Annotated in this window: 27 protein-coding genes; 12 read left to right on the top strand and 15 right to left on the bottom strand. The window is 61.2% G+C overall.

Annotated elements, in window-relative coordinates; genetic code table 11:
• Positions 1-65 precede the first annotated feature (65 nt).
• The 4 genes from LOX95_RS09320 to LOX95_RS09305 all read right to left on the bottom strand — a co-directional run bounded on the left by LOX95_RS09320 (position 66) and on the right by LOX95_RS09305 (position 3414).
• Complete coding sequence (locus tag LOX95_RS09320) at positions 66-371, bottom strand: CsbD family protein (RefSeq protein WP_242914215.1); 306 nt, start codon at positions 369-371, stop codon at positions 66-68.
• Positions 372-461: 90 nt separating this feature from the next.
• Entirely contained in the window at positions 462-1610 is a 1149-nt protein-coding gene (locus LOX95_RS09315) for a GNAT family N-acetyltransferase (RefSeq protein WP_242914214.1), read from the bottom strand.
• Positions 1607-2065, bottom strand: a complete 459-nt coding sequence (locus LOX95_RS09310; RefSeq protein WP_242914213.1) for a RidA family protein — start codon at positions 2063-2065, stop codon at positions 1607-1609. Before LOX95_RS09310 ends, LOX95_RS09315 begins: the two co-directional genes overlap by 4 nt.
• Positions 2066-2154: 89 nt before the next feature.
• Positions 2155-3414, bottom strand: a complete 1260-nt coding sequence (locus LOX95_RS09305; RefSeq protein ID WP_242914394.1) for a DNA polymerase IV — start codon at positions 3412-3414, stop codon at positions 2155-2157.
• A 121-nt stretch (positions 3415-3535) separates the two neighbouring features.
• On the opposite strand from LOX95_RS09305, the gene LOX95_RS09300 reads away from it, so the two are divergent.
• Positions 3536-3904 (top strand): response regulator, encoded by a 369-nt coding sequence (locus tag LOX95_RS09300; protein ID WP_242914212.1) that lies wholly within the window; start codon positions 3536-3538, stop codon positions 3902-3904.
• A gap of 3 nt (positions 3905-3907) precedes the next feature.
• Positions 3908-5269 (top strand): PleD family two-component system response regulator, encoded by a 1362-nt coding sequence (locus LOX95_RS09295; RefSeq protein WP_242914211.1) that lies wholly within the window; start codon positions 3908-3910, stop codon positions 5267-5269.
• A 113-nt stretch (positions 5270-5382) separates the two neighbouring features.
• On the opposite strand, the gene rpmG is transcribed toward LOX95_RS09295, so the two are convergent.
• Positions 5383-5550: a 50S ribosomal protein L33 gene (gene rpmG / locus LOX95_RS09290; RefSeq protein WP_003164451.1), complete on the bottom strand. Its 168-nt coding sequence runs from the start codon at positions 5548-5550 to the stop codon at positions 5383-5385.
• Between the two features lie 128 nt (positions 5551-5678).
• On the opposite strand from rpmG, the gene LOX95_RS09285 reads away from it, so the two are divergent.
• On the top strand, positions 5679-6266 hold the full coding sequence (locus LOX95_RS09285; protein WP_242914210.1) for a hypothetical protein: 588 nt from the start codon (positions 5679-5681) through the stop codon (positions 6264-6266).
• A gap of 57 nt (positions 6267-6323) precedes the next feature.
• Here LOX95_RS09285 and LOX95_RS09280 read toward each other — a convergent pair whose 3' ends face one another.
• Positions 6324-7028, bottom strand: a complete 705-nt coding sequence (locus LOX95_RS09280) for an NUDIX hydrolase (RefSeq protein WP_242914209.1) — start codon at positions 7026-7028, stop codon at positions 6324-6326.
• On the bottom strand, positions 7025-9355 hold the full coding sequence (gene rnr, locus LOX95_RS09275; RefSeq protein ID WP_242914208.1) for a ribonuclease R: 2331 nt from the start codon (positions 9353-9355) through the stop codon (positions 7025-7027). Before rnr ends, LOX95_RS09280 begins: the two co-directional genes overlap by 4 nt.
• 111 nt (positions 9356-9466) lie before the next feature.
• Here rnr and LOX95_RS09270 point away from each other — a divergent pair, with 111 nt between their 5' ends.
• From LOX95_RS09270 to LOX95_RS09260, 3 genes are all read left to right on the top strand, one after another.
• Positions 9467-10870: a pyridoxal-phosphate dependent enzyme gene (locus LOX95_RS09270; RefSeq protein ID WP_242914207.1), complete on the top strand. Its 1404-nt coding sequence runs from the start codon at positions 9467-9469 to the stop codon at positions 10868-10870.
• A 4-nt stretch (positions 10871-10874) separates the two neighbouring features.
• The gene (locus LOX95_RS09265) at positions 10875-12038 is read left to right on the top strand and encodes a cystathionine gamma-synthase (RefSeq protein WP_242914206.1); all 1164 of its coding nucleotides are present in this window, start codon (positions 10875-10877) and stop codon (positions 12036-12038) included.
• A 68-nt stretch (positions 12039-12106) separates the two neighbouring features.
• Entirely contained in the window at positions 12107-13363 is a 1257-nt protein-coding gene (locus LOX95_RS09260) for a mechanosensitive ion channel family protein (protein WP_242914205.1), read from the top strand.
• Between the two features lie 40 nt (positions 13364-13403).
• On the opposite strand, the gene LOX95_RS09255 is transcribed toward LOX95_RS09260, so the two are convergent.
• The 5 genes from LOX95_RS09255 to LOX95_RS14325 form a co-directional block, all read right to left on the bottom strand.
• Positions 13404-14096 carry a TorF family putative porin gene (locus tag LOX95_RS09255; RefSeq protein WP_242914204.1) on the bottom strand — a complete coding sequence of 231 codons (693 nt, stop codon included), beginning with the start codon at positions 14094-14096 and terminating at the stop codon, positions 13404-13406.
• A 126-nt stretch (positions 14097-14222) separates the two neighbouring features.
• Positions 14223-14909 (bottom strand): TorF family putative porin, encoded by a 687-nt coding sequence (locus LOX95_RS09250; RefSeq protein ID WP_242914203.1) that lies wholly within the window; start codon positions 14907-14909, stop codon positions 14223-14225.
• Positions 14910-14945: 36 nt separating this feature from the next.
• A complete protein-coding gene (locus LOX95_RS09245; protein WP_242914202.1) occupies positions 14946-15872 on the bottom strand; it encodes an NAD(P)H-dependent flavin oxidoreductase in 927 nt (308 codons plus the stop codon).
• A 63-nt stretch (positions 15873-15935) separates the two neighbouring features.
• Positions 15936-16592, bottom strand: coding sequence for a TonB family protein (locus LOX95_RS09240; RefSeq protein WP_242914201.1), 657 nt, complete (start codon positions 16590-16592; stop codon positions 15936-15938).
• A complete protein-coding gene (locus LOX95_RS14325; protein ID WP_427846580.1) occupies positions 16589-16966 on the bottom strand; it encodes a TonB family protein in 378 nt (125 codons plus the stop codon). The genes LOX95_RS09240 and LOX95_RS14325 overlap by 4 nt, the downstream gene beginning before the upstream one ends.
• Before the next feature lie 183 nt (positions 16967-17149).
• Between LOX95_RS14325 and queF the strand changes: the two genes are divergently transcribed.
• The 3 genes from queF to LOX95_RS09225 all read left to right on the top strand — a co-directional run bounded on the left by queF (position 17150) and on the right by LOX95_RS09225 (position 19169).
• Positions 17150-17611 carry a preQ(1) synthase gene (gene queF / locus LOX95_RS09235; protein ID WP_242914200.1) on the top strand — a complete coding sequence of 154 codons (462 nt, stop codon included), beginning with the start codon at positions 17150-17152 and terminating at the stop codon, positions 17609-17611.
• A 34-nt stretch (positions 17612-17645) separates the two neighbouring features.
• Positions 17646-18725 carry a ribosome small subunit-dependent GTPase A gene (gene rsgA / locus LOX95_RS09230; protein WP_242914199.1) on the top strand — a complete coding sequence of 360 codons (1080 nt, stop codon included), beginning with the start codon at positions 17646-17648 and terminating at the stop codon, positions 18723-18725.
• A gap of 114 nt (positions 18726-18839) precedes the next feature.
• On the top strand, positions 18840-19169 hold the full coding sequence (locus LOX95_RS09225; protein WP_242914198.1) for a hypothetical protein: 330 nt from the start codon (positions 18840-18842) through the stop codon (positions 19167-19169).
• On the opposite strand, the gene LOX95_RS09220 is transcribed toward LOX95_RS09225, so the two are convergent.
• Positions 19166-19678, bottom strand: a complete 513-nt coding sequence (locus LOX95_RS09220) for a hypothetical protein (protein WP_242914197.1) — start codon at positions 19676-19678, stop codon at positions 19166-19168. The genes LOX95_RS09225 and LOX95_RS09220 overlap by 4 nt on opposite strands.
• A gap of 94 nt (positions 19679-19772) precedes the next feature.
• Between LOX95_RS09220 and LOX95_RS09215 the strand changes: the two genes are divergently transcribed.
• Positions 19773-20645, top strand: a complete 873-nt coding sequence (locus LOX95_RS09215; RefSeq protein WP_242914196.1) for a DUF817 domain-containing protein — start codon at positions 19773-19775, stop codon at positions 20643-20645.
• Between the two features lie 29 nt (positions 20646-20674).
• Here LOX95_RS09215 and LOX95_RS09210 read toward each other — a convergent pair whose 3' ends face one another.
• Complete coding sequence (locus LOX95_RS09210; RefSeq protein WP_242914195.1) at positions 20675-21274, bottom strand: nitroreductase family protein; 600 nt, start codon at positions 21272-21274, stop codon at positions 20675-20677.
• A 158-nt stretch (positions 21275-21432) separates the two neighbouring features.
• Between LOX95_RS09210 and cysE the strand changes: the two genes are divergently transcribed.
• Positions 21433-22269, top strand: a complete 837-nt coding sequence (gene cysE / locus LOX95_RS09205; RefSeq protein WP_242914194.1) for a serine O-acetyltransferase — start codon at positions 21433-21435, stop codon at positions 22267-22269.
• A gap of 105 nt (positions 22270-22374) precedes the next feature.
• The gene (locus LOX95_RS09200) at positions 22375-22581 is read left to right on the top strand and encodes a DUF3126 family protein (protein WP_242914193.1); all 207 of its coding nucleotides are present in this window, start codon (positions 22375-22377) and stop codon (positions 22579-22581) included.
• A 71-nt stretch (positions 22582-22652) separates the two neighbouring features.
• Here the strand turns inward: LOX95_RS09200 and LOX95_RS09195 are convergent, their stop codons facing one another.
• Positions 22653-23126 (bottom strand): hypothetical protein, encoded by a 474-nt coding sequence (locus LOX95_RS09195; protein WP_242914192.1) that lies wholly within the window; start codon positions 23124-23126, stop codon positions 22653-22655.
• Positions 23127-23151: the final 25 nt, after the last annotated feature.

Genomic DNA, 23151 nt, shown 5'->3' with positions numbered 1-23151 from the left:
TCTGATCCATAAAAGAAGGCCCGCCTCCGATGGAGGCGGGCCTTTTTCATTGGGTGTCTGCGGTCTTAGCGACGGCGGCCCAAGCCGCTGAGCAGGATCGCGGCACCGGCCAGAATGCCGGTGGTGAGCAGCGGCTTGTTGCGGGCGAACTCGATGCCTTTCTTGGCCGGTTCGCGCAGGTCGGCCGGGGCCCTGTCTGCCAGACCGTCCAGACCGTCGATCACGCGGCCATAGGCGGCTTTGGCACGGCCGGATGCTTCTTTGGCTGCGCCTTCAACCTTCAGCTTGGTGTCGCCGGTCAGGTTGCCAATGCCGCTTTTCACCTTGCCTTCGACTTCGTCAAAGGTGCCTTCGATGCGTTGGTCGGTCATGTTTTATGTCCTCTTCGGGGGGAGAATGGAGTCACCGAAGAAAGCGTTTGTTAAGGCTCTGGGTTCCGCCTCTGCGACCATTGTTCGCGATTAATCGGCGCGTTTGAACGGCGATAAATCCGCGGTCATCGCAATGCGCTCGGCTTCGATGGCTGGACCTTCCTGTTTGAGGTAGTGCGCCACAGGATCGGCCAGAGCCGGATCGGAAATATAATGCGCCGAAAAGACAGGCGAGGGCAGGTAGCCCCGCGCGATCTTGTGGTCTCCCTGCGCGCCCGCCTCGACGCGTGACAGGCCGTGTTTCAATGCAAAATCAATGGCCTGATAGTAGCACAGCTCGAAATGCAGGAACGGCTTGTCGATCAGTGTGCCCCACTGGCGACCATATAGAGCATCGCGTCCGATGAAGTTCAGCGCGCCTGCGACGGGCGTATCGCCATCAAAGGCCATCACCAATGCGATCTTGTCGGCCATGGTACGCCCGACGCGCGTGAAGAAGTCCCGCGTTAGATAGGGGCGGCCCCATTTGCGGTCGCCGGTGTCCATGTAGAAGGCGAAGAAGGCGTCCCAGTGGGGTTCGGTAATGTCCGTGCCCGTCAGGATGCTGATATCCAGGCCCTCCTGCGCCTCCCGCCGTTCGCGCCGGATGGTCTTGCGGCGGTTGGCCGACAGGGCGGACAGGAAGTCGTCGAACGTCGCCCATTCCTGATTGCGCCAGATGTATTGGATGTCCTGACGCTGCATCAGCTTGTGCTGGCCCATGAAGTCCCATTCGGCCTCGGTGGGGAAGTTCACGTGCAGCGACGACAGCCCCATCTGCTCGCAAGCCATGACGGCTCCCTGAACCAGTCCCTCGCGGACGGTGTCGGGATCGGCACCTTGTGCCACCAACAGACGCGGGCCTGTGGCAGGGGTGAAGGGAATGGCGCTGAGCAGTTTGGGATAGTAGCGACCGCCGGCTCGCTGATAGGCGTCGGCCCAAGCATGGTCGAAGACGTATTCGCCCTGACTATGCCCCTTGAGATACAGCGGCATGGCTCCGATCAGACGGTCTTCCTGATCGTGCAAGGTCAGGTGGCGGGGTGCCCATCCCTGTTCGGGGGCGGCACTGCCAGACGCCTCGCAGGCGTTCAGAAAATCATAGGTGACGAACGGGTCGCCGGTCGGAGCCGCGAGACTATCCCAAGCCTCGCGTCCGATACTGGCGACCCCGCCGTGAACCTGAAGCTTCAGGCTCACTTCACCTCGACGATGGCGTCCACTTCAACGGCGAAGCCGAGCGGCAGCTTGTACACGCCGACAGCCGAGCGGGCGTGTTTGCCGGCATCGCCGAACACTTCGACCATCAGGTCCGAGGTGCCGTTGATCACGCCCGGAATAGCTTCAAAGTCCGGACCAGCCTGAACGAAGCCGCCCAGTTTGACGATGCGAACCACGCGGTCCAGATCGCCATCCAGAGCCGCCTTGATCTGGGCGATCAGGTTCAGACCGCACAAGCGGGCGGCCTTCTGAGCGTCTTCCGGCGTCACGTCGACACCGACGGTGCCCTTGATGCCGCCGCTGGCATCGTTCGACAGTTGGCCCGAGATGGTCAGGGTGTTGCCCGAGCGGACATAGGAGACATAGGAGGCGACCGGCTTGGCGGGCTCCGGCAGGGTGATGCCGAGTTCGGTAAGGCGGGCTTCGATGCTCATATCAATCTCCATAAATGGGGGTTCGGCAGGATGTAGCGCGGGGCACTGTCCGTGTCTGCCCCTGCGTCACCCGAGTTGATCGAAATCGATCAGGGTTTCTTGAGGGCGCGGCCTGCCACCACGGCGTTGGAGCCGAACTTGGCCCTTAACGCGTCGATGGCGGTTTCGGTTTTGAGGGCGCGGGTCTCTTCGGTCTGAAACAGTCCGGCAGGCGCGTCGTGGGCGTCGACCACATCGGCCATACCGATGCCGATCAGCCGATAGGGGATGCCCAGCTCAGGCCTCAGCAGGTCGCGACCCGCATTGAACAACGCCCGCGCCGTCTGTACCGGATCGGGCAGGGTGATCCGGCGGGTAACGATCTTGAAGTCGGTCCGGCGCAGTTTTAGCACGATCACGCGGCTGGATACGCCGTCGCGGCGGGCCTTGCTGGCCAGCTTCTCGCATAACGGCCAAAGCTCGGCCTCCAGTGCCTCACGGTCCGAAAAGTCTTCGTTAAAGGTGGTCTCGGCGCTCATACCCCTGCGGTCATGATCGGGGTTCACGGGGCGGCTGTCGCGGGCGTGGCTGAGTTCATGTAGGCGCAGACCGCTTTCGCCATAGCGGCGGATCAGGTCTTTTACGTCGGCGTTGGCAAGATCACCGACCGTAGCAAAGCCATCAGAGCGAAGTTGCTGGCTGAAAACAGGGCCGACACCGGGGAGGATTTTCACCGGACGCGGAGCCAGCAGGGCCTTAGCCTCGGTCTTGCCGATGACCGAAAAGCCGCGCGGCTTATCCAGTTCGGACGCGATCTTGGCGAGGAAGCGGTTAGGGGCGAGGCCGATGGAAACTGTCAGGCCCACCTCTTCCTCGATCCACTTTTGCAGACGGGCCAACTGCCATGCCGCACAGCCGCCGTTCAGGCGCTCGGTGCCCGACAGGTCGATCCACGCTTCGTCCAGCGACAGGGTCTGCACCAACGGCGTCAGCTGGCCGACAGCACCGAAGATGCGGGCGCTCTCGTGTTGGTATTTTGCGAAGTCCGGTTTGATGACGACCGCTTCGGGACAAGCTTTCAGCGCCTTGAACATCGGCATGGCGCTGCCGACCCCATACAGGCGGGCGACGTAGCAGGCGGTGGACACCACCCCGCGTTTTCCGCCGCCAATGATGACGGGCTTGTCGCGCAGCTCGGGCCGATCGCGCTTTTCGACCGAGGCATAGAAGGCGTCGCAATCCAGATGCGCCATCGTCAGCTGGCCCAGTTCCGCATGATTCATCATGCGCGGCGATGCGCACAACGGACAGCGGCGCTGTTGCACCTCGCCCGTCCAGAGGCAGTCGCGGCAAAGGGACTGGATGGCCAGTTTTCGTCTCCGGAAAGTTCCGCCTTCACGTCAGCTTAAGACTGAGCGGGGCAAGGTCGATAAAGAGGGGCCCTTATAGCCGATTTGCGGCGGGCTTTCATTGAAGCGCCAAGGTGTTTGGATGTCGAAGAAAGTCCTCATCGTCGAGGATAACGAGCTGAACATGAAGCTTTTTCATGATCTGCTCGAATCTCAGGGCTACGAAACGCTGCAAACCCGCGAGGGGATGCAAGCGCTGCAACTTGCGCGCGCCCATATGCCGGATTTGATCCTCATGGACATCCAGTTGCCCGAGATTTCGGGACTGGAAGTGACAAAATGGATCAAAGAGGACGAAGAACTTAGTAATATCCCTGTAATTGCAGTCACTGCCTTTGCTATGAAGGGCGACGAAGAGCGCATCAGGCAGGGCGGCTGTGAGGCTTACATCTCCAAACCCATCTCGGTCACAACCTTCCTCGATACTGTTCGGCAGCATCTGGAAGGCTAAAGCATGAGTGCGCGGATTTTGGTTGTCGACGATGTCGACACGAACGTCCGTTTGCTCGAAGCCAAGCTGACCATCGAATATTACGACGTCCTGACCTGTCGGGATGGCGCCTCTGCGCTCGAGATTGCACGGATCGAACAGCCTGACCTCATCCTGCTGGATGTGATGATGCCGTCCATGGATGGCTTTGAAACCTGCCGCAAACTCAAGGACGATCCGGCCACGCGCCATATCCCGGTGGTTCTGGTGACGGCGCTGGATGGTCGTGAGGACCGCATGCGCGGGCTCGAGGCAGGGGCCGACGATTTCCTGAGCAAGCCTCTGGACGACGTGATTCTGATGGCGCGGGTCCGCAGCCTGACACGCCTGAAGATTGTGATCGACGAACTACGCGAGCGCGAGGAGAGTGTGCGCCGCATCGGCATTGCCGATTCGAGCGTCGAGCGACTGCGCGGCACCGGCGGACGGATTCTGCTGGTGGATGATAATGACGAGCAAGCCGAGCGCCTGCTGCACCAGTTGGCCAAGCACCACCGGCCTGTGCGCGTGACCGCGGATAATCGCGAACTCGCTACCTCAATGTGCGGCGTGGATCTGATGATCATCAACGCTGCAACCAAGGGATTTGATGGGCTACGGCTGCTGGCGCACTTAAGGGCGCGCGAGGTGACCCGCAGCCTGCCCATTCTGACCATCGTCGACATGGACGACCGCCCGCGTCTGGTTAAGGCGCTGGAACTGGGGGCGAACGATATCGTGGCCCTGCCGGTCGATCCCGATGAACTGGCGGTTCGCACGGTTACTCAGGTCAAACGCAAACGCTACACCGACTTCCTGCGCGAGCGACTGGAGCGGAATCTCGAGGCTGCGGTCACGGATGTGCTCACGGGCCTGCATAACCGTCGCTATATGACCAGCCAGCTCCAATCCATGGTCGCGCGCGCCAACCATGGCGGCGATACGATTGCGGCGCTGATTCTGGATCTGGACCACTTCAAGTCGATCAACGACAGCTTTGGCCACGATGCGGGCGACGAGGTCCTGCGCGAGTTCGCTGTGCGGCTGGCGACGAATGTTCGCGCGGTTGATCTGCCCTGCCGCCTGGGCGGTGAAGAGTTTGTCGTCATCATGCCCGGCACCTCGTTGGAGGATGCCCAGCGTATCGCAGAGCGTATCCGGCTGGATGTCAGTCGCGAGCCCTTCCGTGCCAAGGGGATGGGCGAGGGGCTGGCGGTGACAGTCTCGGTCGGCGTGGCCGCGTCTGTACCGGGTGATACGCCCGATACCCTGCTGAAACGTGCGGATCAGGGCGTGTACGAAGCCAAGTCGCTGGGCCGCGATCAGGTGGTTATCCGCGCGGCCTAAGGCTCCTGCTGCTTCTGTGAGCGGAACCGGACATGCAAAAACGCCCGACTGCAGAACAGTCGGGCGTTTTCTATAGGCTGTAAGAGCCGCCCTGCATCACGCAGGGCAGTGACTTACTTGATCTTGCCTTCTTTGAACTCGACGTGCTTGCGCACGACCGGATCGTACTTCTTCACGACCATTTTCTCGGTCATGGTACGAGCGTTCTTCTTGGTGACGTAGAAGAAGCCGGTGTCTGCGGTGGAGTTCAGACGGATCTTGATCGAAGCCGGTTTGGCCATCGGAATAAACCTCTGCGACGGCGAAAGCCGCTTGAAATGGAAGGCGCGGAACATACTCGCACACGCGCCAAAGTCAACGGGCGGAATGCCACGTTGAGCATCACATCCGGTTCGGTAGGCTCAATGCCATGGAATCGAACCGAATTGCACCCCTAATCGCCATTTCTACCGCTGTTTTCAGCATATTAGCCGCCGGATCGGCGACCGCTGATACGCAGGGCGCTAGTTCCCAGGACCAGTTTTTCGCGAATCTGGCGACGCTCTGCGGTCAGAGATTCGAGGGAAAGGTCATTAATCCGGGCCCGACAGACGGTGATTTCGCCGGAAAACGCCTGCTGATGCATGTGCGCGACTGCGAAGCGAACGAGATTCGCATCCCGTTCTGGGTGGGCGACGACCATTCGCGCACGTGGTTTATCACGCGCACCGAAAACGGCATGCGCCTGAAGCACGATCACCGCGATCCGGACGGCACCACCCACACTCTGCACTGGTACGGGGGCGAGACGACTCAGGACGGTTCGCCCAAGCGTCAGGAGTTTCCGGTGGATCAGGAATCAATCGACCTGTTCACTGCAAACAACTCCTCGGCCTCGAACACCAACATCTGGGCCGTCGAAGTCCACCCGACCCAGACCTATGTCTATGAACTGCGACGCCCGACGGGCCGCCACTTCCGCGTGGAGTTCGACCTGACCAAGCCGGTCGTCGAATAGGTCAGGCCCGACAAGAGAAAAGCCGCCAGAGATGATCTGGCGGCTTTTTTGATGTCTTTAGCCGCGGCGTTCGATGCGGTGCTGGCCGTGCAGCATTCGCACGAAGGGCAGGGGGCGGTCGGGATACTCCATCCGCTCCAGTGCCTCGCCCAGAACGAAGCGGGTGATGGAGGGTAGGTCCTGCGCCATGGCCTCTTTGATTGGCAGCCATGCGATTTCGTCCAGCTCTCCAGAGCCGACGATGTCGTCCGGATCGCGCAGCGCCTCGATGGGCGCGGTAAAGAAGCGGGCGTCAAAGCGGCGCGTACGGCCGGGCGGGGTAATGGCGCGGGCGATATAGGTCAGGCACGACAGGTCGGGCAGAGCGCCCGCCTGACGGTATTCGCGCCATGGGCCGACCACAGAGGCCACAGGAGCCCTCAGGCCAAGGATCAGGCCTGTCTCCTCGAACGTCTCGCGGATGGCCGTCAGGGCCAATGCGCGGGCCCGTCTGGCGGGCATTTCCATTTCCAGACGTCGCGCGGTGTCGGTGTTCAGATCGCCCGTATAGCCAGCCCTGAAGTCGGACGGGTCGATACGGCCACCGGGGAAGACCCATTTCGAGGCCATGAACACATGGCTGTCGGCGCGGCGGCCCATCAGGACTTCGAGGTGTTTGTCGCCGCGGGTAAGGATCAGGGTCGCCGCATCGCGGGGGCGCTGTTGGCCCCCGACGCGCGGCGCATCGGCCAGATCCTGTTTCGCGTCGAACGGTTCGATCACTTACGCTTGCCCTTGCGGACGCCCTTCAGGCCGCCGTTGGGCTTGTTTCCATTGCGCGAGCGACCGCCACCAGGGCCTTTGCCGCCAGCCCCTTTGCCGCGATGGCCGGGGCGGTTGTCGTTACGACCGCGCATACCCAGACGCGGCTGGGCCGCATTCGGATCACGCGGCGCGGCTTCGGACAGCATCTGCAGAACCAGACCACCCGTCACCGGAGTGGCCTCGACGAGCAGCACCTGAACATTCATGCCCAGCGGGAAACGCTTGCCCGAACGTTCGCCGACAAGGGCGTGGCTGCGGTCGTCATGGACAAAATATTCGTCGCCCAGCGAAGACACCGGCACCAGACCGTCCGCGCCCGTTTCGTCCAGACGGACAAACAGACCAAAGCGCGTCACGCCCGTGATGCGGCCATTGAAGGTCGCGCCCACATGGTCCTGCAGGAAGGCGGCGATATAGCGGTCCATGGCCGAACGTTCTGCCGCCATCGAGCGGCGCTCGGTGTCGGTGATGTGCTCGGCAACGCCCGATAGCTCGGCCACTTCGCGATCCGTCAAGCCATCGTTGCCGAGGTTCAGCGCCCGGATCAGGCCACGGTGCACCATAAGGTCGGCATAGCGGCGGATCGGTGAGGTGAAGTGGCCATAGCGGTCGAGGTTCAGACCAAAGTGGCCGAGGTTCTCGGTGCTATAGAAGGCCTGCATCTGGGTACGCAGGACCACTTCGTTGACCACTTCCGCGTGCTCGGTGTCCTTGATCTCGCCCAGCAGCTTGTTGAATCGCTTGGTGGTGGGGGCCTCGCCCTTGGACCAGTTCTTGCCGATGGTGTGCAGGAAGTCCGCCAGATTGAAGATCTTCTCCTGACTGGGCGTCTCGTGGACGCGGTAGATCAGGGGCGTGCGGGCCTTCTCAAGGGTCTGGGCGGCGCAGACGTTGGCCTGCACCATCATCTCTTCGATCAGACGGTGCGCTTCCAGCGACTTGCGCGGAAGAATGGCTTCAATGCCGCCATTGGGCGACATCTTCACGCGGCGCTCAAGGCTTTCGATGGCCAGCGGAGCACGACGCTCGCGGCCCTTGAGCATGCAGGCATAGGCGTTCCACAGCGGATACAGGATGGTATCCATGATGGGGCCGGTGGTGTCGTCCTGCTGGCCGTCGATGGCGGCCTGTGCCTGCTCATACGAGAGCTTGGCGTGCGAGCGCATCAGGCCACGCGTGAATTTGTGACCGATCTTGGTGCCGGATTTGTCGAACACCATCCGCACCGCCATGGTGGCGCGGTTCTCGCCTTCCTTCAGGCTGCAAAGACCGTTCGACAGCACTTCCGGGAGCATGGGCTCTACGCGGTCAGGGAAGTAGGTCGAGTTGCCTTTGGCGCGGGCCTCGCGGTCCAGCGCCGTGTTCGGGCGAACGTAAGCGGCGACGTCGGCGATGGCGACCCAGACGACCCAGCCGTCAGGGTTCTTTTCGTCCGTGTCGCGCTCGGCATAGACGGCGTCGTCGTGGTCGCGCGCGTCCTGCGGGTCGATGGTGACGAAGGGGATGTGACGCAGATCTTCGCGGCCCTTGAGGGTCGGCAGTTCCTGATCGTTCGCCTCGGCCTCGACCGCTTCGGAGAAGCCGATCGGGATATTGTTCTGGTGGATGGCGATGATGGAGGCAGCGCGGGGATCATCCTCGCGACCGATCACTTCCAAAATCTTACCGCGCTTGGGGCCATAACGACCTTCGCCGCGCTGGGACGTGGCCAGCACCAGATCGCCGTCCTTCAAGCCTTCGGCCTGAGCAGGGGCGACGGTCAGGACATCCTTGTCGCGCTTGTCGACGGGGATAATGCGCACCTCGCGATGACCCTTGCGGATCACGCCGAGAATCTTGAGGCCGTCGGCGTCCAGCTTCTTGATGAAGCGGGCGACCCACTCGTTGTCGTCCACGCGCTCGAACTTGACCAACAGGCGGTCGCCCAGACCGGGGGCGGAACCGCGACGGTCTTTGTCCGTGGCCAGAATAGCCTGAGGCGCGTCGGCATCGCCCTTGACCAGTTGCACGACCAGTTCGCCGTCGTCGGTGCGGGCCACCACATCGGCCACGCCCACGGGGGGCAGGGTGCCTGCCTCGGCAAAGCCCTTGCGGCCACGTTTGCCGAGTTTGCCCTCGGCTTCCAGTTCGCGCAGCATTTCTCGCAGCATACGCCGCTCCGCGCCCTTCAGGCCGAAGGCGCGTGCAATATCGGACTTTTCGGCCTCTCCGGCTTCACGAAGGAAGGCGAGGAGAGTGTCTTTATCGGGGAGGCCCGCTACGGGGCGCTTGGGATTTTTAGCCATTACGCCCTCAATAACGCGCTTTTGGCCGAAAAGGTGAAAACTTGCACAAGTTGACCATGAAGCCTGCACGGCTCAGCCTCGACTTTAAACGCGCTAAGTGGAGCAAAGCCTATGTCGTTGACCGACACGCCAGTCCTTTCCCGTCCGGCAAACACGCTGCTGGACCTGATCGGCAAAACGCCGATGGTTCAGGTGACCAAGATGGACACGGGCCTGTGCCGTCTTCTGATCAAGCTGGAGAGCCAGAACCCCGGCGGTTCGATCAAGGACCGTATCGCGCTGTCGATGATCGAGGCTGCTGAAAACTCGGGCCTGCTGCAACCGGGCGGCACCATTGTCGAAGCCACCGCCGGCAACACCGGTCTGGCACTGACGCTGGTCGGAAAACAAAAGGGTTACAAGGTCTTGCTGGTCATTCCGGACAAGATGTCGAAGGAAAAAATCCAGCATCTGCGCGCGATGGGGGCCGACGTACGCCTGACCCGTTCGGACGTTCCGCACGGCCATCCGGAATATTACACCGACATGGCAGAGCGTCTGGCACAGCAGATTCCGGGTGCCTATTACGTAAACCAATTCGCCAACGACGCGAACTCCGAAGCCCACTTCAAATCGACCGGTCCGGAGATCTGGGAACAGACGGGCGGCGATATCGACGCCTTCGTCGCGGGCATCGGTTCGGGCGGTACCATCACCGGTATCGCACGATATCTAAAGTCACAGGGATCCAAGGCAGAAATTCTGTTGGCTGACCCTGTCGGTTCGGCGCTGGCGGGAATCGTCAACGAAGGCAAACCGGGCCCTGACGGCTCCTATACCGTCGAAGGCATCGGGCAAAACTTTGTGCCGGACACCGCTGATATCGAACTTATCGACAAAGCTTATTCCATCCCCGATGCGGAATCGATCGCCACGGCGCGCGAGCTTCTGCTGAAGGAAGGCGTGCTGGCTGGCTCGTCGTCGGGCTGCCTGATTGCCGCGGCTCTGCGCTGGTGCAAGGAGCAGACCGAGCCGAAGACCATCGTCACCTTCGTCTGTGACACCGGCGCGAAATACCTGTCCAAGGTCTACAACGACACCTGGCTGGCCGACCAAGGCCTGACCGAGCGCGAGATCAAGGGCAACCTGTCCGACCTGATCACCCGCAAATATGAAAAGGGTGATGTGGTCGTGGTTGGTCCGGAAGACACCATCGACACCGCCTTCAAGCGTATGCGCGGCAGCGACGTGTCGCAGCTTCCGGTCATTCAGGATGGCCGCCTGATTGGCATCGTCGACGAGAGCGACATCGTGCACCTGATGAACACCGACGAAATCACCCGCAAGGAGCGTTTCGCCAAGACGGTGTCCACCGCCATGACCCGCGATCTGGACACGGTTCAGGTGACCGAAGACCTCGACGCCCTAATCCCGCTGTTCGACCGTGACCGCGTGGCCATTGTGCAGGACGGCGACAAGTTCGTGGGTCTGATCACCCGCGCCGACCTTATCAACCACCTCAGCCTGAACCGCTAAGTCCATGTCTGATAAGAAAAACCAACAAGGCTTCTCGACCCGCGCTATCCACGCAGGCCAAGAGCCCGACCCGACGACTGGCGCGGTTATGACGCCGATCTACGCCACCTCGACCTTTGCGCAGGAAAGCCCCGGCGTGAACAAGGGCTTTGAATACGCACGCGGCAAGAACCCGACCCGCATGGCCTTCGAGGCCTGCATCGCAGACCTCGAAGGCGGGGTTCAGGCGTTCGGCTTCGGCTCGGGTATGGCCGCGACCTCGACGGCGCTGGAGCTACTGGATGCCGGTTCGCACATCGTCACGGGCGATGACCTTTACGGCGGTTCATGGCGTCTGTTCGAGCGCGTGCGTCGTCGCTCGATGGGTCTGGACTTCAGCTATATCGATCTGAGCGATCTGGCGGCGGTCTCGGCGGCTATCACCGCAAAGACCAAGATGCTGTGGGTCGAAACGCCGACCAATCCGATGATGAAGCTGGCCGACATTGCCGCTTTGTCGAAGATCGCCAAGGCACACAACCTGATCCTCGTGGTCGACAACACCTTTGCCTCGCCATACTGCCAGCAGCCGCTGTCGCTGGGCGCGGACATCGTTATGCACTCGGCGACCAAATATCTGAACGGCCACTCAGACGTGGTCGGCGGTGTCCTGATCGCCAAGACGCCGGAAATGGCCGCAGAGCTGAAGTTCCTGCAGAACTCCATCGGCGGCGTCATGGGCCCGTTCGATGCCTTCCTCGTGAACCGTGGCCTCAAAACGCTGGCGCTTCGCATGAAGGCGCACTGCGAAAACGCCATGAAGCTGGCCCAGTGGCTGGAAACCCGCGAAGGCGTGAAGCAGGTCATCTATCCGGGTCTGGAAAGCCACCCGCAGCACGCACTGGCCAAGAGCCAGATGACCGGCGGCTTTGGCGGCATGGTCTCGGTGGTGATCGATGGCGATCTGGAGCGCACCAAGCGCGTTCTGGAACGTGTGCAGGTGTTCACGCTGGCCGAGTCCCTTGGCGGTGTGGAAAGCCTCGTGAACCATCCGGCCATCATGACCCACGCCAGCATCCCCAAGGATGTGCGCGAGGCCAGCGGGGTGACCGACAACCTGATCCGCCTGTCGGTGGGTGTCGAGAACATCGAGGACCTGATTGCCGATCTGGATCAGGCGCTCTCCTGATCTAGTTTCGACTAATGCGACAAGGGGCCGGGGTTCAATTGATGGACCTCGGCCCTTAGTCTTTGGGCATGCTGTCATACGACGCCTTGCGCGCCCGACTAACCGACTATCCTGCGGCAGAAATGCTGGTGGGACTTCTTCTTCTTGCTCTGTTGGCCTTTGTTGCCGACTTCATCGTTCGGCGAGGCCTGACCCGTCTGCTGCTCAGCCTCGTAGGCCGTGCGACTGAAGATCTAGAAGGACTGCTGCGTCCTGTCGTTCGTAATCTGGCGCGTGTCGTGCCATCGCTGGTTGTCCAGTTTGGCATCGGTTCGGTGCCGCACCTGTCGCCCGCCGCAGCAACCGTCATTCAGAATGTTGCGGGGGCCTTCACCATCGTTGCTGTCGTGCTGGCTATCGGCAGTGCGCTCGACATGGCCAATGCCATCTACAACCGCAGTGAGCGTGCGCATCGCCGCAGCATCAAGGGCTATCTGCAGGTCGTGAAGCTGGTCTTCTATGCGATCGGATCGATCCTTGTGATTGCGACCCTGATTGATCGTTCGCCGCTCTTGCTGCTGTCAGGCCTCGGTGCGTTGGCCGCAGTGCTGATGTTGGTCTTCAAGGATACGATCCTGTCGCTGGTCGCATCGGTTCAGTTGAACTCCAATGACATGCTGCGGGTAGGGGACTGGATCGAGATGCCCCAGTTGAACGCTGACGGTGACGTCATCGACATCGCCCTGCACACCGTAAAGGTCCAGAACTGGGACAAGACGATTACCACCATCCCGACGTGGAGGCTGATCAACGAGTCCTACAAGAACTGGCGCGGCATGCAGGAAAGCGGCGGGCGTCGCATCAAGCGTTCGCTTCTGATCGACCAGAACAGCGTGCGCTTCCTCAGCGACGAAGAGCGCAGCCATATGCGCCGCATCATGCTGATCGACGACTATCTGACTTCCAAGTCCGAAGAACTGGACCGCTGGAACGCCCAACTGGTGGAGAACGGACGCGACCCCATCAACACCCGCAGGGCGACCAATCTTGGGACGTTCCGCGCCTATGTTGAGCATTACCTGCGCAGCCATCCGCGCCTGAACCACGGCATGACGCAACTGGTTCGCCAGATGCAGCCGACGGAGACGGGCCTGCCGCTCGAGATCTACTGCTTCACCAACACGGTGGTGTGGGCGGAATATGAGGCGATCCAGTCGGACATTTTCGATCACCTGCTGGCCATCATGCACGAGTTCGGTTTGCGACTGGCGCAGCAACCGACTGGAGGGGATGTGGCCGCCGTGCTCTCGGCGCTTGCGTCCGAAAGACCGGCATTAGCGCACTAAAAAAGGGGGCCTGATCGGCCCCCTTTTCCATATCCGTCAATCAGAACGCATAGCTCAGATTGGCGACGATGCTGTCCTTGTGGGCAGCGACCGGAATATCGGCGTCAGTGCCGTGCCAGCGCACGTCCACGCCGACTTGCGGCGTGATGGCGTAGGTGACGCCCGCGTTATAGCCGGTGTAGTCGATGTTCGAGGCTTGGTCGCGGTAACCGATCTCGCCCGAAACCGACAGCTTGCGGGTCAGCGGATAGGCCGCATAGGCCGAGACCCAGACCCACTCTTCGGTCGCACCCAGGCCGTCCGGCGAATACTCGGCGCGCAGGCGGGTGCGGGTCTTGCCATAGGTGCGGGTGAGGTCAACCTTGGTTTCGAAGGTGTCGTCATCGAAAGCAGGACTGGCGTCGATCAGAGCCTTATAACTGATCTGGATATCGGCATCGAAGCCAGCAACCTGCGTACGAATACCGGTGAAGGCTGCAAGACCGAGATCGGCACCGCCCATATCTAGCGTTTCATAGGCGGCTTGGGCGTAGAAGGCCTTGCTGTTGCTGTTCCAGGTCGCGCGGCCCCACGTATAGGCGTCGCCTTCCGACTTGGACACGTCACGCTGGCGGTTGTCAGAACCTGCGCCCACGGCGAAGCTGAAGGTCCCCGATTGGGCTTGGGCAACGCTGGCAGGGGCAACCGCAGCGGCGGCAAGGGTGAGGGCGATCAGGGTGGAATGCAGGCGCATGGATACTCCGCGGTACTAAAAGGACGCGCGGGGTAGCTTTGCTGTTAGGCTATGGCAACCTGTTGAAACTACTTAGAATTGGAAACGGCCCCGAAGGGGCCGCCCGAAAGTCCTGTTGGGGACCCCCTAGAACATGTAGGCGACGGTCGCTACCAGAGCGTCCTTGTACTGTTCGCCCGGTTCGTCGGCGTCGGTGCCGTGCCAGCGAACGTCCAGTTCCAGTTCCTGGGTCAGCAGATAGGACACGCCGACATTATAGCCGGTATAGCTGACGGCGTTGGTCTGATCGCGATAGCCCAGTTCGGCGCTGGCGTTCAGCTTGTCGTTAAAGTCCCAACCTGCGCGGGCCGAGACCCAGGTCCATTGCTTGACCGAACCGGTGCCGTCCGGCGAGTGCTGTAGCCGCAGACGCGCGCTGGCAGGGCCGATCGAACGCTTCATGTCGGCAGTGAATTCCCACGCGTCGTCATCCACGCCCGGATTGGAATCCAGACGCCATTTGTGCACGGCGTTCAGGTCGAAATCGAAGCCAGCCCATTGGGGACGGATACCGCCGCCAATCTCAACCTCAATGTTCGAGCCATTGCTCTTGACCGTTTCGAACGCTGGACCCGCGTAGAAGAAGCCGTCTGCGCTGTTCCACTGCGCTTCGCCCGAGACGAAGGCTTCGCCATTCGACTTCGAGGCGTCCTTGGAGCGGTTGTCGGTACCGGCGCCGAGAGTCACATCCCACGACTGGGCGTGAGCCGCAGCGGGCAGGGCCAGAGAAGCAGCCAACAGAGCAAGAGGGAGGCGAAGGGCGTTCAGGCGCATGGGGACTCCAAAGCGTCGAAAATGGGATTGCCCCCGTTATCTACGTTTTGTGTCAAATTCCGAACCGGCAGATTTAAATTCGTCAGCCAACCGATCAATCAGTTGAGCTACGGGCACGACATCGTGGATGGCTGCAACGCCGTGTCCTGCGGACCAGACGGTCTTCCATGCCTTGGCCTCTTCGCCCATGTCCAGCTTATGCTCGGGCAGTGCGCGCGGGTCGATGCCATTCTCTATCAGAGATTTCGTCATAAAATTCGCGGGGATACCGGAGACGGCGGGCGTGTGCACGATGTCGGTCGCGCCGCTGTCGATGATCATCTGCTGATAGGCCGGGTCGGCCTGCGCCTCGGTCGTGTTGATGAAACGCGTGCCCATGTAGGCGAAGTCGGCACCCATCATCAGGGCTGCTGCGACATCGCGTCCCGTCGAGATCGCGCCCGCCAGAATGATGGTGCCGTCGAAGAAACTGCGCACCTCGTTGACCAGAGCGAACGGATTGATGATGCCTGCGTGGCCACCCGCGCCGCCCGCCACGAGGATCAGGCCGTCAACGCCGGCCTCTGCGGCTTTCTGTGCATGGCGCACGGTGGCGATGTCGTGAAAGACCTTTCCGCCATACCCCTGAACCGCCTTCACCACATCCGCAACTGCGCCGAGCGAGGTGATCACCAGAGGAACTTCTTCCTCGATGGTAACTTCCAGATCGGCCATCAATCGGCCGTTGGTGTTGTGAACGATGTGGTTCACCCCGAACGCCGCCGCGTCGGGGTTCAGGCGTGATTTGATCTCTTTCAGCCAGTCACGATAGCCCTCGGTGGTGCGCTGGTTGAGCGACGGGAAGGTGCCGATCACCCCGTTATTGCACGCCTCGACCACCAGATCCGGCCCCGAGACCAGAAACATCGGCGACGAGATGACGGGCAGCTTCAGGCCCTTTTGCAACGAGGCGGGAAAGGCCATGCGGTTCCTCCAGTGCGTTTTGTTTCGCTACGGATACCACGGTTTCGCGCCAAGGCGAGGCCGTCAGAAGGAATTGCTAAGATTGAACGGTATGCGCACCGTGAACCGGGCCCCTGGAAGCCAATCGCCTGATTTCTTCAAGCGCCCACGCTGCACTATTCGCACCGCCGCTTCCCCAAAGCCCATTCTCGCGGGCTGTTCGTCAAGTACGATACAGTTTTGGGGCACACCTTCTGCCGACGCGTTGCATTGGACTATTGCCCCGCCAGATACGCCGGCATTCAAGGCCCGCTGAGGAAAATCCGAGACACCGATACGCGGCGGTATACGCCATGATGGATTTTCCAACTGGGCTGGCGCGACGTCTTCGACGTTGAAAGGTATACGAATGCGAAATGGTCCGATTGGCTGGCCGTCGGCGGAGGGCTCAAGGATGCCGCTTTGGACGAACTGTGCCGCCGCCTGTCCGAAGCTGTAGCCTTCTGGGCTCTCGCTCTCGATTTGACAGTTATCCACGACGCCCTGTGCAGTGGCGGTGCAATTCACGGTCGCCGTTCCCGATACGCCGTCTTCAAGGGCGCGTTGCGGCATCTCGGCAGCTGAGGGCGGAGTTTTCCAGCGAACTTGCGACTGCGCCGGGACCGCCAAAATCCCGGAACCCGCGAGGATGGTTGTCAGGAGAAGGGTATTCAAAGAGGGGCGCATGGCGGTGTTCTTCAATCTGACAGCGTAAACGGGATGCGAACAGTGAACGCTGCTCCGTCCTCCCACAAGGGGGAGGGGGGGAGGCACCCGCGTTGAACGATGCGGACTGCGCTGTCACCAAAGCCGTATCCGGTTGGCGTTTCCTCTACGACCTGACAGTCGGTGACCCGACCGTCGGCACGGGCCAAGCACTGTACCGACGCCACGCCGCTCAGGCCTTCATCAAGCGCCGCTTGCGGGAAATCACTTTCTCTGGGTGCGGGCGGGATGGACCAACCGGGAGCACTGGTCGCAGTTTCGCCGCTTGGCGCGGAAGGACAGACGGGTTCACGGTCTGAAAAATTGCTAAAGCTGCCGCCTATCGTCTCCAACGAAGGGAGCGATGGCACGGCACAGGAGGCATCCTTTCGTCCCAATAGCGGACCATCAAAACCAGTGAGAAAATCATCCCGACCACGGCAATGATTTGAACCGAGAAGCTTCTCATCTTATGTGGTCCTGAACATCCCTGCGTCGCAGACTGGCCGTGTTCGCCGGATCGACGCAAGACACAAACAAATCTACGGTAATCCATGTCGCACTACACAGACGGCCTTTCCCAGCTCGGTACCCAGATCGGGGCTCCGACCAATCCTGAAGAGGCCGTGCTAGAGCGGGTACCGAACCCGCACAACGACACGATGTACGTTGCACGCTTCACCGCGCCGGAGTTCACCAGCCTGTGCCCCGTGACGGGTCAGCCGGATTTTGCGCATCTGGTGATCGACTACATTCCCGGCGATTGGCTGGTCGAGTCCAAGTCGCTGAAACTGTACCTGACGTCATTCCGTAACCACGGTGCATTCCATGAGGATTGCACCGTGTCGATCGGTCGTCGTCTGGCCGACTTGCTGCAACCGAAGTGGCTGCGCATCGGTGGTTACTGGTATCCGCGCGGTGGTATCCCGATCGACGTCTTCTGGCAGACCGGTCCGGCACCGGAAGGTGTCTGGATTCCGGAACAGGGCGTCGCGACCTATCGCGGTCGCGGTTGATGCCGTTCAGCGCAATCAACTGGAGTGTCCCGCAATGATCGATCGCTATGGTTGGTCAGAGCATTTCGCCTCGGCATTTGACAGCAAATATGCAGCATCCGGCTACATCGCCGGACGTGTCGTGCTTCAACAGCGCGGTAGCTATACGGTCATCACCGAAGATGGTCCGGTCACGGCACGTCCGACAGGGCGCCTGCTGCACGAGGCCGATGACATCGGCCAGCCGTGCGTGGGTGACTGGGTCGCGCTGTTGATGGACGAGCAGGCCGGTATCGGCACGGTTCAGGCTATTCTGCCGCGCAAATCGGCACTGGTGCGCCGCGCCATCGAAGATGCCTCGCGCGCCAGCCAGATTATCGCCGCCAATGTCGATGTGGCCTTCATCGTCACCTCGCTGAACGCCGACATGAACGTGCGCCGGATCGAGCGTTATTTGGCCGCTGTGCGCCAGAGCGGGGCGCAACCCGTCGTGGTGCTGACTAAGGCCGATCTGGTGGACGATGCCCAGCCCAAGATCGAAGAGGTCGCCGCATTGGACGCCGCCGCTCCGGTGCTGGCCGTATCGTCGCACACGGGGGCGGGGCTGGATGCGTTCCTGTCGATGGTGAAGCCGGGCCAGACCTGCGTGCTGATTGGGTCGTCGGGCGTGGGCAAGTCCACGCTGGTGAACACCTTGTTGGACGAGGACCGCATGGTCACCCGCGAGGTGCGCGAGACCGACGATCAGGGTCGCCACACCACCAGCCATCGCGAGCTGATTGTCCTGCCGTCCGGCGGAATGCTGATTGACACCCCCGGTATCCGCGAAGTCGGCCTGATCGACACGGACGAAGGCGTCAGCGAGGTGTTCGACGACATCGAGCAACTGACGACCGAGTGCCGTTTTAGTAACTGTGGTCATGGCACCGAGCCGGGTTGCGCGGTTCAGGCGGCCATTGCCAATGGCGATCTGGCCAAGGACCGCTGGGAGCACTTTGTGAAGCTGACCCTTGAGTCCGCGGGCAAAAAGGAAAAGGCCGAACGCATCGCCAAAGAGGCCGAACGTCGCCGGACGGCGTCACAGCAGAAAAACTATCGTGCGACCAAACGCGACTATAAGGGCCGCAAGGACTAAGGTCCGGCTCAGTTATCCCGCTTTTGTGATCTTCACGGGGCGTTTTCGCGCATTAGGCGAAGCCTTCACCCGCTAAACAGGCTAGGTGAGGGGCCACAGCTAAGAGAGAGTACTATGCCCGTCTATACCATCGTCACGACCACCGCGACCCAAGGCAAGGAAGAGGCAGAGATCAACTCTCTGACCGACGAGTTCATCGACGCTTCCGAAGCCATTGGCTATTCGCGCCGCATGGCCGAAGAAATGATCGAAATCGCCGCCCAGGCCGAGATCGACTTCGACTACAGCAACATTGGCGTTTTCGAAGGTGACCTGATCGACGAAGACCTGACGCCTGAACACCCGTCCTTCAAGGGCCTGTGGGTGCTGGACAGCCAAGGTCCCGAGTATGTGACCGCCGAAGAGTTCGCCGCTGAAGAAGCGGAAGAAGGCGAAGAAGCCTAAGTTATACGGGCCGGAGCCAAGCGCTCCGGCCCGTTTTCTTTTCGGTTCCGGCGCACGGTCATGGCCACAATGGCGGTGGTGGCCGTGGTTACGATGGCATCCTCGATCAACCCGCTTCGCGTTTGGCCGATTTTCGAGATGGCCTTTTTACGCGCCGCTAAGGTCACATAAGCCAGAGGAACTGCTGCCGCGACCGCGACCAGAGCCCCTTTGCGCTCCGACCCTTTCGGAGCCAGGGCAGAGCCGGCGATGGCCGCGCTCATGACCCGCGCCAACAGGCCCAGAAACACCGTGCGGTCCGGAGCCGTCTTCATCTTGTCGCCGTATAGCTCGCCAGCCCCCATAGCCAGCGCGCCCACCTTGAATAGCGGATGATCCAGCAGCCACAGCTTGCCGGGCGTGCGGGCGTTGGCCATTCGTGCCGTGGCGATGGCGGCCATCGGCGTCATGGATCGTGCACTGGCGACGGACCCGATCAGGGCCGAGGGGATAAGGCCGGAGTTTTTCATAAGGGTCGAACGTGCACATGTCCGTGCAGTTCTGCACTGTTGTCTGCACGACAATTCCACTGGCTGCCCATCTCCCTATGCGCAGAATGTTCGCATGGATTCACGCACTCTTCCGCTCGAAACCTTTGGTCGCCGTCTATTGAAGGGCGCGGGAACTTGGGCTGATCGCTCGGTCTTAAATGGTGCTGTGTTCGAGTTTGTGTGGTTCGGCCTGAAACAGGCGTGGGCCTGTTTGTATGGCGGTGCCCTACTGGGTTTGATACTGGCGACCTATCTGTTTTGGCCTGAGGATCCGGTTGTTAGCCGGTATGACTTTCTGGTGCTGGGGGCGCTGGGCATTCAGGGCTTGATGCTGGCGTTCAAACTGGAGAGCTGGGACGAGGCCAAGACCATCTTCCTGTTCCATATCGCCGGCACGGTGATGGAGTGGTTCAAGACCTATCACGGGTCATGGGTGTACCCCGAGGAAAGCCTGCTAAGGATTGGCGCAGTGCCGCTGTTCTCCGGTTTCATGTATGCAGCCGTCGGAAGCTATATCGCGCGGGTGCAGCGCGTGTTCCACATCGGGGTGAAAGGCTATCCGCCCTTGTGGCAGACATGGGTGCTGGCTGCCGCCGTGTATGTGAACTTCTTCGCGCACCACTGGATTTGGGATTTCCGGTACCTGCTGTTCGCGGCCACAGCGGCCGTGTTCTGGCGCGGCAGATTCTGGTTTCGCACTGATCGCAGGCGTCGATCCATGCCGCTATTGCTAGGGTATTTCCTCGTCGCTCTCTTCATCTGGCTGGCAGAAAATCTGGCGACTTTCGGAAGAGCGTGGACATATCCCGATCAGAGCGTCGGTTGGCACATGGTGTCCGTGGCCAAGTTCGGTAGCTGGTTTCTGCTGATGATCGTCTCGGTCGTGTTGGTGTCTCTCGTGCACAAGCCAAAGCCGGAGGAGGCGATGCGCGGCGTGGACCAATGAAAAAGCCCGCAGGGAGCGGGCTTCGTCTGTTACGGCAGGATTTCGACGCGCTCTTGCGGCGCGGGGCGCGGGCGCTCTAGCGGCGGTTCGGCCAGAGTGCCGATATGGATGAAGCCGGCAACCTTCTCGCCTTCCTTCACACCGAATAGGGCCAGTGCCTCGGCGTCGAAACTATACCAGTCCGTGATCCAGCTGGCGCTGTAACCCAGTGCGTTGGCGGCATGCTCGATGTTCATGCAAACCGCGCCCGCAGACAGTTCCTGTTCCCAGACGGGAACCTTGTGGCCATGGACCGGCGATGAGACCACCAGCACGGTCAGGGGCGGATTGGCGAGTTTCGCCAACACGGCCTTGCCCTTGACCGGATCCGGCAGGCGGCTGGTCATAGCCGATAGTTTCTCGACGATATCGGCACGCGTTTGCGGCCCCAGTACCACGAGACGCCACGGAGCCAGCTTCCCATGATCGGGCGTGCGCATCGCCAGTGACAGCAGGGTCTGCAGTTCCTCACCCGACGGAGCGGGCGTTGCCAACTGCTGGGCCGGTGCCGAGCGACGGGTGGCCAGACGGTTCAACAGTTCGTCGGAGCGAACGGGCAGGGCGAGGGCAGGCGAAGATACGTCGGTCATGACACTCAGCTAGGTAATCGGGCAGAGCGATACCATATCTACGCTCGAAGAAAGATCAGCGACATTTCGCTTCAACTGTCGTTACGCGGTCGGATGTCGGGCAAAACTGGTATCGCGAGGCGTGGCAGCGTAAGATGCAGGCTGACGAAGGACAGAGCATGGCCAAGTTGGAAATCGTTTCGCCGGTGAAGGCACAAAGCCCCAAGGACGTTTGGGCCTCGCTGCGCTGTGCTGCAGAAGATGCCGCGCGGGCCGAACCCCAATTGGCGTCGCAATTGAACTCGGTCATCCTTTCGCATGACGACCTATCCGGTGCACTAAGCTTCCAGATCGCGCGCAAGCTCGGTGATTCCGAACTGGGATCGATGACTGTGCGCGAGGTTGCGCTGTCGGCCATGGCGTCCGATCCGGCAATCGTCCGCGCGGCTGGTGCCGACCTTTTGGCCGTCGAGGAGCGCGATCCCGCGATCCGTTCGCTGCTACAGCCCTTCCTGTACTTCAAAGGCTATCAGGCGCTGCAATCGTGGCGCGTGGCGCATTGGTTGTGGGAGCAGGGCCGCGACACGCTGGCCTTCCATTTCCAAAGCCGTATTTCCGAGTTGTTTCAGGTCGATATCCACCCTGCCGCACAGATCGGCTCGGGCGTCTTTGTTGACCACGGGACCGGCATTGTAATCGGCGAGACCGCAGTCGTGGGTGACGAGGTATCGATGCTGCACGCTGTGACGCTTGGCGGTACGGGAGCAGAACGTGGCGACCGTCACCCCAAGATCGGACGCGGTGTCCTGCTGGGGGCCGGGGCCAAGATTTTGGGCAATATCCAGATCGGCGACTATGCCAAGGTGGCCTCGGGCTCGGTTGTCCTGAAGCCTGTGCCCAGTGGCTGCACCGTCGCCGGTGTGCCTGCGCGTCTGGTCAACTGCCCGACCGAAGCCTCGCCGGCTCGCACTATGGATCACACCCTCGCGGATGTGGTCTATGACTATGTGATCTAGACCAAGGTTCGCTCGGATGCCTGTGGACGGGCGCGATGCGGGCTTTTCATCAACGCGCATGACCTTTAGGTTCCGCCGCTAACATTCATACCCGAGGCCATCCCCGTGAAAGAATCCGATCTCAAGCGCGTCGAGTCCCACCTGAAGCGCACCTTCAACCACGGTGGCATCAAGGTGAAGGCACGCAAGGTTGCTGACTCCGCAGAAGTCTATGTCGATGACGAGTTCATCGGCGTGGTGTTCGAAGATGAAGACGAAGCCGGTTCCTTCATGTTCGAAATGGCCATTCTGTCGGAAGATCTGGCAGACTGATCTTCGGTTGAAGACCAATAAAAAGGGCCGGAGGCTTTTGCCTCCGGCCCTTTCTCGTTGGGGCTTAGGTGTTACTTGCGGCCGAACAAACGGGCGAAGAAGCCGGGCTTCTTGGCTGGAGCCGTGGTGCCTGTCGACTTGGGCTCGGGCGTAGGCTCGTTTTCGGTGGCGACCAGTTTGGGCGCGGGCGCAGTGGTTTCCGACGGGGTTGGCTTGCCGTCATGACCGTCGCCCGAGGTCGGGGCAGCCACCAGAGTCGCGGTCTTTTCTTCTACGGTTGCAGCCAGCTCGGTTTTCGGAGCCCGGGCTGACTTGGTGCCGGTGGTGCGGGCTTTGGCCGGTGCGGCTTTCGAGGTCGCAGGCTTAGCCGTTGCCAGCTTGGGAGCTGCGGGTTTCTTCGGTGCTGCGGCCTTGGCTGCAGCAGGCTTTGCTGCGGCCGTCTTAGGGGCGGCAGCCTTGGGCGCTGCGGAAGCCTTGGCCGTCGCCGGTTTGGGCGCAGCTGCCTTCGCGGCGGGAGTTTTCGTTGCCGCAGGCTTGGCGGTCACTGCCTTCGGAGTAGTCGCTTTAGCG

It is taken from the genome of Brevundimonas pishanensis (assembly GCF_022750635.1).
Taxonomy (GTDB): Bacteria; Pseudomonadota; Alphaproteobacteria; order Caulobacterales; family Caulobacteraceae; genus Brevundimonas; species Brevundimonas pishanensis.
The sequence above is the reverse complement of the archived record's forward strand: the minus strand, read 5'-3'. Positions and strand labels throughout refer to the sequence as shown.

Coding starts and splice junctions, on each gene's coding strand:
- LOX95_RS09320 (WP_242914215.1), bottom strand. CDS start 371: ATGACCGACCAACGCATCGAAGGCACCTTTGACGAAGTCGAAGGCAAG.
- LOX95_RS09310 (WP_242914213.1), bottom strand. CDS start 2,065: ATGAGCATCGAAGCCCGCCTTACCGAACTCGGCATCACCCTGCCGGAG.
- LOX95_RS09300 (WP_242914212.1), top strand. CDS start 3,536: ATGTCGAAGAAAGTCCTCATCGTCGAGGATAACGAGCTGAACATGAAG.
- LOX95_RS09295 (WP_242914211.1), top strand. CDS start 3,908: ATGAGTGCGCGGATTTTGGTTGTCGACGATGTCGACACGAACGTCCGT.
- rpmG (WP_003164451.1), bottom strand. CDS start 5,550: ATGGCCAAACCGGCTTCGATCAAGATCCGTCTGAACTCCACCGCAGAC.
- LOX95_RS09285 (WP_242914210.1), top strand. CDS start 5,679: ATGGAATCGAACCGAATTGCACCCCTAATCGCCATTTCTACCGCTGTT.
- rnr (WP_242914208.1), bottom strand. CDS start 9,355: ATGGCTAAAAATCCCAAGCGCCCCGTAGCGGGCCTCCCCGATAAAGAC.
- LOX95_RS09270 (WP_242914207.1), top strand. CDS start 9,467: ATGTCGTTGACCGACACGCCAGTCCTTTCCCGTCCGGCAAACACGCTG.
- LOX95_RS09265 (WP_242914206.1), top strand. CDS start 10,875: ATGTCTGATAAGAAAAACCAACAAGGCTTCTCGACCCGCGCTATCCAC.
- LOX95_RS09260 (WP_242914205.1), top strand. CDS start 12,107: ATGCTGTCATACGACGCCTTGCGCGCCCGACTAACCGACTATCCTGCG.
- LOX95_RS09255 (WP_242914204.1), bottom strand. CDS start 14,096: ATGCGCCTGCATTCCACCCTGATCGCCCTCACCCTTGCCGCCGCTGCG.
- LOX95_RS09250 (WP_242914203.1), bottom strand. CDS start 14,909: ATGCGCCTGAACGCCCTTCGCCTCCCTCTTGCTCTGTTGGCTGCTTCT.
- LOX95_RS09245 (WP_242914202.1), bottom strand. CDS start 15,872: ATGGCCTTTCCCGCCTCGTTGCAAAAGGGCCTGAAGCTGCCCGTCATC.
- queF (WP_242914200.1), top strand. CDS start 17,150: ATGTCGCACTACACAGACGGCCTTTCCCAGCTCGGTACCCAGATCGGG.
- rsgA (WP_242914199.1), top strand. CDS start 17,646: ATGATCGATCGCTATGGTTGGTCAGAGCATTTCGCCTCGGCATTTGAC.
- LOX95_RS09225 (WP_242914198.1), top strand. CDS start 18,840: ATGCCCGTCTATACCATCGTCACGACCACCGCGACCCAAGGCAAGGAA.
- LOX95_RS09220 (WP_242914197.1), bottom strand. CDS start 19,678: ATGAAAAACTCCGGCCTTATCCCCTCGGCCCTGATCGGGTCCGTCGCC.
- LOX95_RS09215 (WP_242914196.1), top strand. CDS start 19,773: ATGGATTCACGCACTCTTCCGCTCGAAACCTTTGGTCGCCGTCTATTG.
- LOX95_RS09210 (WP_242914195.1), bottom strand. CDS start 21,274: ATGACCGACGTATCTTCGCCTGCCCTCGCCCTGCCCGTTCGCTCCGAC.
- cysE (WP_242914194.1), top strand. CDS start 21,433: ATGGCCAAGTTGGAAATCGTTTCGCCGGTGAAGGCACAAAGCCCCAAG.